Origin of the sequence: Massilia sp. CFBP 13721 (assembly GCF_014842025.1) — a bacterium.
Classification (GTDB): domain Bacteria; phylum Pseudomonadota; class Gammaproteobacteria; order Burkholderiales; family Burkholderiaceae_D; genus Telluria.
Genome location: NZ_JACYUY010000048.1, coordinates 1 through 12,340, shown reverse-complemented (window position 1 = coordinate 12,340; position 12,340 = coordinate 1). Strand labels below are relative to the sequence as shown.

9 protein-coding genes are annotated in these 12,340 nt (G+C 55.2%); 5 read left to right on the top strand and 4 right to left on the bottom strand.

The features are described 5' to 3' along the window. Positions 1-137: 137 nt before the first annotated feature. Complete coding sequence (locus tag IFT60_RS25965; protein ID WP_192056991.1) at positions 138-341, bottom strand: cold-shock protein; 204 nt, start codon at positions 339-341, stop codon at positions 138-140. A gap of 768 nt (positions 342-1,109) precedes the next feature. Here IFT60_RS25965 and IFT60_RS25960 point away from each other — a divergent pair. Together IFT60_RS25960 and IFT60_RS26980 are read left to right on the top strand one after the other, a co-directional pair. Continuing rightward, complete coding sequence (locus IFT60_RS25960; protein ID WP_192056990.1) at positions 1,110-1,913, top strand: hypothetical protein; 804 nt, start codon at positions 1,110-1,112, stop codon at positions 1,911-1,913. After that, complete coding sequence (locus tag IFT60_RS26980) at positions 1,910-3,145, top strand: tyrosine-type recombinase/integrase (protein WP_192056989.1); 1,236 nt, start codon at positions 1,910-1,912, stop codon at positions 3,143-3,145. The genes IFT60_RS25960 and IFT60_RS26980 overlap by 4 nt, the downstream gene beginning before the upstream one ends. Positions 3,146-3,669: 524 nt before the next feature. Here IFT60_RS26980 and IFT60_RS25950 read toward each other — a convergent pair. Beyond that, entirely contained in the window at positions 3,670-6,348 is a 2,679-nt protein-coding gene (locus tag IFT60_RS25950; RefSeq protein ID WP_192056988.1) for a hypothetical protein, read from the bottom strand. 264 nt (positions 6,349-6,612) lie between these two features. On the opposite strand from IFT60_RS25950, the gene IFT60_RS25945 reads away from it, so the two are divergent. The 3 genes from IFT60_RS25945 to IFT60_RS25935 all read left to right on the top strand — a co-directional run bounded on the left by IFT60_RS25945 (position 6,613) and on the right by IFT60_RS25935 (position 9,814). Beyond that, positions 6,613-7,098 (top strand): glycine-rich domain-containing protein, encoded by a 486-nt coding sequence (locus IFT60_RS25945; RefSeq protein WP_192056987.1) that lies wholly within the window; start codon positions 6,613-6,615, stop codon positions 7,096-7,098. A gap of 11 nt (positions 7,099-7,109) precedes the next feature. Beyond that, on the top strand, positions 7,110-7,727 hold the full coding sequence (locus tag IFT60_RS25940; protein WP_192056986.1) for a TauD/TfdA family dioxygenase: 618 nt from the start codon (positions 7,110-7,112) through the stop codon (positions 7,725-7,727). Between the two features lie 470 nt (positions 7,728-8,197). Next, positions 8,198-9,814, top strand: a complete 1,617-nt coding sequence (locus IFT60_RS25935) for an SIR2 family protein (RefSeq protein WP_192056985.1) — start codon at positions 8,198-8,200, stop codon at positions 9,812-9,814. A 327-nt stretch (positions 9,815-10,141) separates the two neighbouring features. On the opposite strand, the gene IFT60_RS25930 is transcribed toward IFT60_RS25935, so the two are convergent. Both IFT60_RS25930 and IFT60_RS25925 read right to left on the bottom strand, forming a co-directional pair. Next, positions 10,142-10,804 carry a hypothetical protein gene (locus IFT60_RS25930; RefSeq protein WP_192056984.1) on the bottom strand — a complete coding sequence of 221 codons (663 nt, stop codon included), beginning with the start codon at positions 10,802-10,804 and terminating at the stop codon, positions 10,142-10,144. Between the two features lie 990 nt (positions 10,805-11,794). Then, positions 11,795-12,178 (bottom strand): hypothetical protein, encoded by a 384-nt coding sequence (locus IFT60_RS25925; protein ID WP_192056983.1) that lies wholly within the window; start codon positions 12,176-12,178, stop codon positions 11,795-11,797. Positions 12,179-12,340: the final 162 nt, after the last annotated feature.

The window sequence follows — 12,340 nt, the reverse complement described above, 5'->3', positions numbered from 1 at the left end:
AACAGCCTCTGAAGACGTTTACAACACTACAAAAGAAAAATGCCGTTCAGCCTTAACTGAACGGCATTACGCCCACTAGGGCGCATTCTGTCCTGGCTCAACCACACTAGTCGCGGCGGTCGCATCAGGTCAAACGATCACTCAGGCTGAATGTTGGAAGCCTGTTTGCCCTTCGGGCCGGTGGTCACATCAAAGGTCACGCGCTGATTCTCGGCAAGCGACTTGAAGCCTGCAGCGTTAATCGCCGAAAAGTGCGCAAACAAGTCTTCGCCACCGCCATCTGGTGTAATGAATCCAAAACCTTTTGCATCATTAAACCATTTCACAATACCGCTTGCCATATTTTATTCCCTAGAGTTAATTGTTGATGTCGTGTTGGATACTGTCTCTAATCACAGCTCGGTGTTCTGCCTGGCTCAACAAGGCAACTTGATTATAGGCTCAAGATAGCAGCCGTAGATCACAATGTTGCAGTTTTGTTGACAAGCTGTATTCAACCTGGCCTTTCCATTGGCCCAACGGCAGCGACGGCAAGGCCACCTCATCCTTCGTAACGCTTACCGACGGGTTACCTGCCAAATTCTGTCCCCGAGCAAGTGGCGCAGTGGGCATCGTATGGAGGGAGCCAAACGCTGTGTAGCTAGCGCCAGGACGACGTGGGCTACGGGCCAAAACGGGTCGATCTCCCATCTAACAGCCGAAGGCAACATCGGCCGTCCGACCGGGCTGTAAGCAGTCCCTGTATAGGCTCACCTTTGAGGTCGAAGCCTTGCAGTCGAGTGATCGGAGGCGCCCGTAAACGCATAAAATCGGTGTTCCACGGCTCAAGTCGAGGTATCTAGTCAACAAATTACTTAAGGTGTGCTAAGTAAGAAGTACGTACTTTACAGGTGTTTTTATCCCTGTTAATGTACCTGTATGCCATCCATAACCGCCACCATGTTTTCCCCTGTTTTCGCCCATCCCGCACCGGTTTTCCTTGAGCGAACACGCTGCAGCGCCGCTTCGATGCGCCGCCTTTATCACGCTCGAGGCGACACGACGGCAGTTCGGCGCGCGACCACGGTGCTTCTCGACGTAGTCAGCGGCGCATCGGAGGGACAACTACGATGACCCGACCGATTTTTAAACCGACCGACGACGAAGCACGGATCCTGATCAACCGGCTGCAAGCGATCAAGGCTGCGCATCCCCTCAATCCACGGGACCATGGACCATTTGTCCGGGCGTTCGTGCGTGCGGTGTACGAAGCCACCGGCAGGATCTTCAGCCCGATTATTTACCGCCGCCTGCTCGGTGCGTATGCGCCAGAGCGACGTCCTTCGACGTCGACACTGGAACGTGCAAAGCAGGCATTTGCCGACGAGCTTGCGATCGAGCGCGAAGGCGCGGCCGAAGTTGCCTCGGTCGATGCACCGCACCTGGCAGCGCTGATCCGGGATGCCGTCGTGGAAGCTGTCGGCACGCATCCTCTCCATTTACCACATGTTGCCGGCGCCAGCGCCGGCGCGAATACCGATGTCGTGTTCTGGCGAGAGCGTGCTGCACAAGCCGAGCAAGCCGTCGCTGATGCACAGGCACAGGCCGCCCGCCTGGGCGCCGAAATGCTCGTGGCACGGGCATCGGCGGATGCCATGGCCGCGGAACTCGCAGCCGCACGCGGTCAGCTCAAGGAACAGGCAGTCCAGATCGGCAAACTTGCTGTCGAATTTGAGCAAGCGCGTCTGTTCAGCATGCGCGCGATCGACGACGCCCGCGGTGAAACCCGGGCGTGGCGTGAGCGATGCGCCAGCGTCGAAGCGCAGGCGGTCGCTCGCGCACGGGAAGACAACATTTTGCTTGAGACGTTCCGCCAGCTGGCCTACCAGCGCGGCGCCACAATCCCTGCAGTACTCCAGAAAGGTCCGAAGTGAACGGCACATTGGTAGCGCAGTTCCTGGGGACCGACTTGATGGTCCCTGCCCCGCAGCCCGACCATGCACTGGGTCCGGTCGAGGACGACTGGGATGCGGCCGAGGTCTGGCTGCGGTCTGTCGCGCGCAAGAGCCGCAGCAGTTCCGGCGTAACCGCCGCCACCTACCGATTCCACCTGGCGAAGCTACGCTGGTACTGCGAGAACGTGCGCCGGGCAACACCGTCGCGCTGGAGCCTGCAGGATGTCGAAGCATTCAAGGATTTCCTGGCCGATCTACCGGCCGATGCACTGTGCGCGCGCAACGGCACGCGGTACGTGGGAGCAGACGAGGCTGGCTATACGCCCTTCCGTGTGCAGCCCGCTGCCGGCAGCCGCTCGGACATCGAGCGCTTCGTCCATGCGATGTTCAAGGCATGGCACGGTACAGGCTACATACGCATCAATCCGATGGCCCTGGAAGGAGCTGGGACGCGCCGATCGATCAACCCGCGCAGGGCCGTCGACGTGAACCTGTATGAGCTTGTCCTGGAAACCATGGAGAAAGAAGAGTTCGACAAGCCGGCCGCTCGAAAAACTAACTTGCGCGATCGCTTCATCCTGGTCGCGCTGCGCGAGCTGGGTTTGCGCGCAAGCGAGCTCGTGGGTTCCAAAATGGGCGCTTTCCAGCAGATTCCCGACACGAAAAGGAAGCGTCATTATTGGGTGTTCCAGGTCAGTGCATCGGTGGCCAAGGGCGGCAAGGAGCGGTGGGTTCCCGTAACCCGCACCTTGCTCAAGGTGCTGGAGGACTATCGGGTGGCGTTCGACTTGTCGCCGCAACCGGGAATTGATGAGAAAACCGCCCTGCTCCTTTCGCCGCAAACGCAGGCCGTGACGATTGCCGGCAAACCGGTACGCAAGGCAGCCGACCGCCGCTTCTTCGGGGCCTGGCAGGAACTGACGACAAGGCAGTATCTCTATGCGATCGTCAAGCAACGTTTGAAGGTGACGGCCGATATGCTCCGCAAGGACGATCCTGTGCTGGCTATCCGGCTCGAGCAGGCCTCGCCGCACTGGTTCCGCCATACATTCGCAAAAGCTGCGCTCTTGCAGGGACAATCAATGCGCGAAGTAGCGAACCTGCTCGGGCACAAGAGCATGGACACGACCATGGTCTACACTAACCAGGATGCGCTGGATTCAGTGCGCGCCTACGAGCGCGAGAACATGGGGCCGGCTAGTGAAATCTGATTCGTGAGCTCTGCTACACCCGGCGGCAGCATACTTTTGGACGAACAAGAAAGTTGCTACAAGCTCTGCTATGCGGCGGACAGATTCCGGCATACTGTTCTCGCAAATCATGTATGCCACAAAAGTTCAGCGAACGGTTTCGTATCGATCGCTTGCAACAATAAAGTCTGCTACAGGAGTCTGGAGTGCACGCAGGGTGCGCGACAGTCCGCTTTCGACCCAGGCTGTGTAAAAACGCAAAACAGACAGCATGCCGGCGACACTCGGCCTCTCAGAACGCTCTACAAGGCGTTTTCTCAAGGTCGGGAATGATAAAGAGACCCCTGAAAACACGCAGATTTCGCGTTTTTACACAGCCTGGGCCGATTGCGGACGTTATAACAGTCTGCAATCGACTGGAAACCCACGTCAGAACCGGCCGCTTTACAGTCCAAAGGTTGAGCCGCGGCCCGCCTCTAGTCACGTTCACTACTCTGTCGCGTCGGATCCATGGTTGTATTCGACCGTTTCTAGCTTACGCCCTGTCATTTCCTGCTACCGCTTTGCTCAAGCAGCGCTACCAGCGCAGTGGCTGCCATCCCCGATTCTGGCAGCCGGTTCCTTACCCAGGCCTGCCGTGCTCCGAAATCGAGCAGCGTGCGGTCACGCAGCAGCACCTCGGCAGCGCGAGCGGATTCGCTCTGCGGACATGCATCAAGCACCATTTCGGCAAGCTCGGCACTGGTTGCAGCATGGGCTTCGATCCACTGTATGGTGAACTCTGGATTGTGCTCCCACATCTGTGAGGCAGCGAAACAGCCGATCGTTGTATCAAGCCATCGTACCAGGGACGCTACGGCCTCGCGACCGCAAGCTTTAAACAGCCTACCCGCGCTCTCTATGTCTTCCTCTAGCTCTTCAGGAGCAAGACTGTCGAGAAGCATGCGGCGTACCTTTGGCGGCATCAGCTGCGCATTGCGCACTGCATAACGCCGTTCCTGCGGGCCAAGCCCCTTGACTGTCACCGCGGCGTCGAGCTGCTCGAGTATCGCGATGCGAACAGGCGAAAACATCGCCCTGATCTGGCCAGTTGAAATCGCTTCTGCCTCATGTGCAATAAGTGAAGGCCACACGTTCGTTGCGCCGGCGCTGCCGTGGTGTTTCAGCTGCGTGAGCAGTATCTCTGTCATCGTCTCATCGGCGTGAACAGCTTCCCACCACACAGCCTGGGCTGGCCATGCGCCATAAATGCTGGCAGCCAGCAGAGCACCGTGCCACAGCGGTGGCGGATCATCGACTAACACGGTCCGATGGCGAACAACTGCCTGGGCCGCTTTCAAGACACTGGTCCACGCGTCGATGTACGTACTGTCTTCGTAAGCCGGCGTTAGGCTGCGCAGCCAGAAAGGCGTTTCAGGCAGGTCATCGCACCACCCGGCAAAAAGCCAGCCTGCATAGCCGGCCAGTGCGGGCATCTCTGGTTTCGGGCTCAGGCTCCATGCCCAGCACACTGCCAACCATTCGCAGCGCTCCGCTGGCATCGACAGCGGACGGGTCCATGGGCCTGGCAGCGTCCACGCATCCACGCCAAGTGGCAGATGCGGTACTACAGCGGATGCAAGCGCATGGACACCATTTGGCACTGGCCTGCCCTGTAGCTTACGCCGCCCGACAGTACAAAAGAGCGCCTCTGCCGCAGCCAGCCCGGCAGCGCTCTGGTCCCCTCCATGCAGCACGCCCTCGACTGCAACAAGAAGATCGCCGTCATCGAGCGCATCGAGCGCAGCATCAACTGTGGTCCGCCGTTCCGGATCGAAACATGCCATCCCCCATTTGTCTAACCCACCACTCGTCATTGTCACAAGAAGATGGTCGCGTACCGCCAGGTCTGCCAGTACCCGTGGCTCAAGGTCGAAACAGCCGTTGGAACTGCGCGCCAGCAGGCCTGCGTCTGACAACAGGCGCAGGCCTGCCGTATCCGGCTGCCTGGCCAGCCGGGTCACCTGCCTGTAACGCTCATCCATGTCAGACTCCCCGGCGATCGCGAGCAGGTCGACGTGACTGGGGGGCGCGGGCGCGAGCCCCTCCCAAGCTGCGTAAGGCAGGGCATTGCGCCATGGCTGTGTGAAATCCTCCCAGCGGGCGCACGCCAGTCTGGCGAACAGTGCTTCCTCGCCCGGCCCCGATAAGGGCATCGCGGCTAGCAGCTGCTGCCCGGCGTTCCGCATGCCGCGCTCAGGAAGTCTTTTTTCCAGACCGTGGTGAGTGACCCGGCATAGCGCCATCAAGTCTGCCGGCGTACGGATCCATTCCTGCAACGGATCGAACCTGTCCAGCCACTCGCCAAGACTGGTGGAAGAGAACAGGGTATCGCTGTCATGCCGGGACAATCTCGCGTTGACCCAGTTCAATAACCTCTGGCGCCACCCGCTGTGGAGTTGCCATTGCACGGGCTGGATCGCGCTACGCAGGCTGCCCGGATTCGTCATGCCGAGAAGCTGGCGGTCCAGTTTTTCGCCTGTCATTCCTTCCCACGACCAGTCTTCGAGCGGATCCGCATCCCTGCGAGACGGGGCCGCGAACGGCGCAATAATCAAGGTTCCTGCATCCTCAGGGCGTCGTGCAAGCGCTAGGAGATCCAGCATGCCGCCATCTGCGCTAACAGCAATCACGATCGGTTCCGCTCCAGCAAGGCGTTCTCCGACGTCAGCCAGCGTGTTTTTTACAAGTACCTCATAACGGCCAGTGCTGGTCAAGGTAGCGAGCAGGACACTGCGCCCGGTCCGGGGCGGAACGTGCAGCCAGACGGTGGACGTTGGCATCCGGTGCAGAGAACGTGGTCGGTGCTCGAGCCAGAGATCCAGTTCAGCTCCGTCCCGGTCCCGGGGCAGCGGGCCCGGACCGGCGATGTCACAGAATCGTTCACGGCGTGGATCAAGCAGCGGTAGTTCCGGAAAGTCTGAGAACGCAAACAGTCCATCAGAAGCGTCTGGATGAATACCGACATCGGGACCAGAAAGCCCGAGCAAGTCAAGCAGCACTCGTAGCTGCTCCGGACGCTGTAGCCACCAGCCTGTCTTCCCCTGGTCAAGCTGGCCAATTTTGGCCCCAAGCGAACGGTAACGCGGCCAGCCATCGCTTATCGGCGTTTCTGTCATCGCCTTCGCAAGTGCGTCGAACGATCTGAACCTGCCCTCCAGGGCTGTACGGATAGGCGTACGCATTTTGTCTCCAGTAAAGGTAGCAGTGTAGTGCAAGATCTCTCTCTGCAACGCAAAATGCAGCGGTGCATTGCGATGCAGTTCTGTTGCCCCACATTCCTGTCGTCGCTATGCTGACCTGATGATGAACCGGTTCAAAAGCAGTCCACCCAACCATTTATGGTTCCCCATGTGTCAATTTCCGCTGCTACTCCTCTACGGCGACGCCGTGCAGCACTTTCGCAATGACACAACATTTTTATAGCCTTAACCCGTCAGGAGAGTTACATGCTCATATATTCGACTTCACCCACTCCTTTTCCGAACCCGGTTTCGGTTGACCTTCTTCGCGCCTGGGAACGGTCCGAGAAAAAGCCGGAAGGATGGACGCGGCACGACGCTGCCCGTGCACTGGACCGGTACGAACGCTTTTTGCGCCTTGCCGCCATGTATCCCGGCGTACCGCATGCGCCCACCAGAGATATCGATGAGATGTGGCATCTGCATATGTTGTCGCCGAAGGCGTACCATGGCGACTGTCTACGGCTGTTTGGAGAAATCCTTGACCACGACGGTGGCTTCGGCAAGGGCGAAGATGAAGCGGCGCAGCTCCAGGCTGCCTTTGAACAGACCGCACGCATGTGGCAGGCAATGTATGGCGAACCCTTTGCCACGCAAGCAGCGCATGGGTCGACCAACTGCTGGCACGACTGCGTGGGACGCTGCTGGCATGCGTGCTCCAGCAAGAAGGTCCAGCCTTCACTGGCCGCTTGAGTACGCCCGATATGGCCATCGACGGGTTACCCGACATCGCGGTTCGGCTGGCTGAATACGGTTTTGCCGTACTCAAGCCCGTCACAGCCGCAATGGCCGCCGCCATCGCGAACCGGTTGGGAGCGGTGCTGGATATGACCGAGGTGCGGGTCGGTAACGGCCTTACCTACCTCACCTCGGCCGCTAGTATTCCGCCGCATACCGATCATCCCGACGTCCGGCTGATTCTCTGGTTTTGCCACCAGCAGGACAGTAGCGGCGCCGGCGCAAATATATTGGTCGACACCCGGAGTGTCATCCATGCCCTTCACGCGGAGCTCGCAGCAGAACTGGCAGGCGTCGAGCTGAATTGCCCTGGCGTGCAAACTCTCGTGCCGACCGGTACCCATCCACTTTACGATTCGAAGCGACAGCAAATTTTCTACGCGCCGTGGCTATGCATGCAACCGCGACCGGCATCAGTTCGCGCGTTTGAAGCCGAACTGGGCAAATCGCGCCATCAGCGGCGCATCCTGTTACATGCAGGAGAAGCACTGCTCATTGATAACCGGCGCATGCTCCACTCGCGGGATGCCCTCGCAGGAGACAGCCATCGCTGGCTTACCCGGTATTGGATTGGGGAAAAATGAGCTCGCCAGACCGCAACAGTGATGTACTGCTGACGGTAGACATCCTGCCAGGTCCATCGGCAGATGGTTATTGCATGGATGCCTCATTCTGTGCAGACGCATGGGTTGTTCTGCTGCTGCGCGAAAACAACGTTATGGCAACGCTCCAACCGGGCATATTGTAGAGTTGGCAATAACCATCCTTTGGATCGAAACGGCCGCTAAAGGCGGATTGTGGTCGTTCGGCAGAGACTGCTTCTGGCCGAAAGCGGGCGGTCGAGTCAGCATAGCATGTTGCCGTAGTGAAAAGTCTCGTCGATTGTCACGAACTTCCGCTTCCGACCCAAAGCGGACATAACGAACTTCTCCACTTGAGCGACAAGTAGACGAAGCGCTGAGATCATTGAGGATCTTCTCTTCAGTGGCATACTCCTAGTTGTTACGAGTACAATCGATTGGTACTAGTCAACTTCTAACGCCTGGAGCTCAACGTGAGTATTGCTGAACAGCTTACGCAGCATTTTCAATCTGCGCCGTCTACACCCTTCCTGTTTGTTGGCTCGGGCTTTTCTCGTCGATATATAGGTCTGGAGGACTGGGAAGCCTTGCTTAGAAGGTTTTGCAAAGATATCAAAAGTTTTGACTACTACTTTACGACTGCTAATGGAGGTTTGCCCGAGACAGCACAATTGATTGCTGAGGACTTTCACGAGCACTGGTGGGCATCTCCTCAGTACGAGGCTAGTCGAGAAAAGAACAAGGCGAAGCTTAAGGATAAAACATCTGCATTGCGTATCGAAATCGCTAATTACCTCACATCCCTGTCACTGACGGACCTAATGTCTTCGACATATAAGGATGAGATAGAAATTCTTTCGCGCCTCAACGTCGATGGGATCATCACCACAAATTGGGATTTGCTGCTAGAGCAGCTTTTTCCTGATTACAAGGTCTTTGTCGGACAATCTGAATTACTTTTCTCAAATCCTCAGTCGATAGCAGAAATATACAAAATACATGGCTCATCTTCGCGACCATCCTCTTTAGTTCTCACTAAAAAAGATTACGATGAGTTTGATAATAAGAACCCATATCTAGCGGCAAAGCTAATTACACTATTTGTAGAACACCCTATTGTTTTTATTGGTTATTCTCTCACTGATCCGAATATCGTCGCCCTTCTGAAAGCAATCGTATCTGTTCTTGGCACTGATAATATATCGAAGTTACAGAATAACCTAATTTTCGTTGGTCGCGCTGATCCCGGTCACGACAGTTATAGCCAGACCTTCATGGCAATTGAAGGAGGCCAGATTCCAATTACTATTGTGAAGGCGCACAGCTTTGTTCCTGTTTATCAAGCGCTTGAAACGGTGAAGCGGAAAATCCCAGCCCGGGTCTTGCGGCTTTGCAAAGAACAGATCTACGAGCTAGTCAAATCGAAGACGCCGGAAGCAAAGTTGTATGTCGCGGATATCGACAAAATCGATAAGAAAGACGACTTGCAATTCGTCGTTGGAGTTGGAATGAATACCGTGATGGAGGGAGGGGCAAGCGAGATCGGCTATCAAGGTGTGACCCTAATCGACATCTTTCATGATATTGTCCGCGACGATAAGCAGTTCGACCCAGCAAAAGTTTTAGGAACAACCGTGCCTAATATTGGTAAATCTGCAACTTATGTTCCGGTTTATAAGTATCTTAGGGCAATAGGAATCGAATCGACAGAGGCGTACGAAGATTCAGATGTCGATGTTAGGAAACATATGGGTGACGGAGTAGGTTCCTACTCTACAAAGAGTTACCTTAAAACCTATCTTCGCTCCGAGAAAAATAAAACAATGCGGGAGATCGTCGAAACCAATACTCCTGAGAAGGCGGCAATCTTCCTTGCTTTTGTTCCAAAAGAGCGATTCGATCTAGAAATTGCGCGACAATTTCTTGAGCAAAATATGAATAAATTAAGCAATAATAATTATTCGACCTATTTCCGAAAATTGGTTTGTCTATATGACCGCTTCGCATATGGCTGGGACGAAGTTACTCCGGTGGCTGAGAGAAAGATGAAGCGAGTAGGCCCAGGTGTTGGAGAAACTCACGCTGACTGACGCTTAATTCGTTCGATTAAAAAAGACTGTCCGTTCCTGGCCTAGGCTGTGTAAAAACGCGAATCTCGTGTTTTCAGGGGTCTCTTTACCATTACTGACCTCGAGCAAACGCCTTGTAGAGCGTTCTGAGAGGCCGAGTGTCGCCGGCATGCTGTCTGTTTTGCGTTATTACACAGTTTGGACCCTTTCCCGACCTTTAAGGTGAAGAGCCAATAGACATCGGTTACCAATCGATCAGTTAGCCGATGATTTTCGGCGGCAGTGGCGGAGATAGTTTCAGTCATAAGGTTTAACGTTGGAGCTGACCTACACGCAGCGAACGACCTGTTAGGCGGCTTCGAGTTCGAAGACATGGATCATCCTCGCCTTTAATTTGTCAGCCGACGACGCCAGCTCCACGAGAGTCTCATACGAAACGGCCCGCTCCAGTGAGAGCACAGCCTCGTGGAGGATCAGCCAAACTTGAACTGCTAAATCAATAAAATTTCGATCGAGTACCTCCGGAACAAACTGCTGCATTTTCCGAAACGAGAGCTCTCGGGTGAGCAGGTGTGAAAGAGAATACTGACTGTACGAGCTGTGTGAGGCATGCTCATTAAGGTGCCGCCGCAACCCGTGGTATATGCCCTCAATGGCCTTGGCCCGTTCACCAGCCTTCGGCAGGTCATTCTCGGTAGCCTGTTCTGTCTTCTCAGGGAAATGGCGAAAGTACGTGAGGAGTTCGGCATACTCAATCATGGGCCGCAGCAAAGCACCAGCTTCTTGGCCCAATCCATCCAGCAGCAGACTGAAAGATCCCAGCGCCAGGTTCTTAGCCTTCAGTAAAGTCAGCCCGTCGACTCTCGCGTAAGTGTCGATTCCCGAACGAGCCTCGTACTCGTCAACACATCGGTCGATCAGTTCAATCAGCGCCAAGAATACCGATAACCGGGACGGCCGCTTCGCCTTAAGATAGGCCCAAGAGGCCTCTCGAGCACTCCACATGTCCATGCGTAGCCACCTAATGTTTGAGTTCACCCGAAGGGTTAGGCGTATGCGCGCATGCGCCAGTTTCCGTCTCGGTGAGTAGCAGTATCCAATTGCTCGGTGGAGAAAGTACGCTAGCTCCTACCGATGCTGCCAATGCGCCACCGATGGCAGTAACCAACCCGCCAGTGGTGCACATTGGACTTTCAAATGGCCGGTTCTGGCCGCCAGCGGCCGTATTGTAGCGTCCGCTTCCGACCCGAAGCGGACCTACATGCCTCCCACCAAGACATTTCGCTCTCACATCAGTTGTACGCCTTATTCAATTGATTTGACGCGAAGATCGCTGTTCCCATTTTGCGAGACTTTACGTTCAACGGTAACTCGTACCGAAGACCGTTCTCCACGTACACTGACTCGATAAGGTCAGAGCCCAGAGTGAATTTATCATCGTGACTTATGATGCTCTGGACGGACGTACTGCGTCAGGGAACTGTTGACCCAAAGTGGGGTATTGTATTTGTCGTATACGAACGAATGACATTGACTCATCCTTACAGTTATGGCCGCAGTATAGCGATAGGAATCCATCCTGCTGGCGGAGAATCCGTCGTGATGTAATGAACCATCTCCACAACCTCCGATCGATGGACGAGTTGCCCCTTTGTAACAGGTCCATTGGTTAGGCGACTTATGAAGTATTCCCTCCCTAGGCTACTCAAAGAATAACTTCCGTCGTTATGTTTCTGCAGTCTGCCACTCTCAAGATGAGTTCTATAGTTGCTCATAAAACGTGAGATATCGAAACGCTCACCAGCCATCAGGCCAGTCACTTCGAGTATCGCTTGCATGTAAGCTCGCATTGCACGTGAATTCGATGGAGGTGGGGCTGCCAGCTTATTAAGAGGTTTCATGTGCGTGTTGCTGTGTAGACATCGATCTAAGAAGCTATTATGAGCACGAAGTGCCTAACGCCGACGGTCGGAAGATGCAGAAAACAATCGTCGCAAAAAACTAGGTGTGTTCCGCGTACCAGTCATCACCTGATCGATTTAGTATGCATTGAGTCAAAACTGGAGTGAAATCTGCAATTTTCGACGGCCCAGTTCCGTCCTTTTTCTTCCTCTCGTCCGAATAAACGATAGGAAACGTTTTAAGCGTATAATCTTCTTCTTCGATCAAGCGGATGTGCTCGCGCGACTGCCCGAAAGCCGGGCGCCTCTTCCCATCTTCCTTTCGCTCCCAGCTTTCACCAAAGATGAGGGCCTTGCGACCGTTGGTGTGTTTGTTCCACGCCCCGAAGATGACAACCCGTTCCTCGTGGTTTACATACGACCAGCTCCATGTCCAGTTCGTACATGTGGCACCTGCGGCAGTAATAAAACTCTTCTTGTTCATTTTTGCTTCAACATAGTTTCCGTAGCCCAAGCGTACCCTTTAGTTGTTATTAGCGCAAATTTTTTTGGGTGATCACAATGTCCGCTCCTGTCCCAGGCTGTGTAAAAACGCGAGATCCGTATGTTTCAGGGGGTCTCTTTACCATTCCCGGCATCGAGAAAA

Bases quoted from the DNA above. Each gene is read 5' to 3' on its own strand.
- IFT60_RS25965 (WP_192056991.1), bottom strand. From the start codon at position 341: ATGGCAAGCGGTATTGTGAAATGGTTTAATGATGCAAAAGGTTTTGGA.
- IFT60_RS25960 (WP_192056990.1), top strand. From the start codon at position 1,110: ATGACCCGACCGATTTTTAAACCGACCGACGACGAAGCACGGATCCTG.
- IFT60_RS25950 (WP_192056988.1), bottom strand. From the start codon at position 6,348: ATGCGTACGCCTATCCGTACAGCCCTGGAGGGCAGGTTCAGATCGTTC.
- IFT60_RS25945 (WP_192056987.1), top strand. From the start codon at position 6,613: ATGCTCATATATTCGACTTCACCCACTCCTTTTCCGAACCCGGTTTCG.
- IFT60_RS25940 (WP_192056986.1), top strand. From the start codon at position 7,110: ATGGCCATCGACGGGTTACCCGACATCGCGGTTCGGCTGGCTGAATAC.
- IFT60_RS25930 (WP_192056984.1), bottom strand. From the start codon at position 10,804: ATGGACATGTGGAGTGCTCGAGAGGCCTCTTGGGCCTATCTTAAGGCG.
- IFT60_RS25925 (WP_192056983.1), bottom strand. From the start codon at position 12,178: ATGAACAAGAAGAGTTTTATTACTGCCGCAGGTGCCACATGTACGAAC.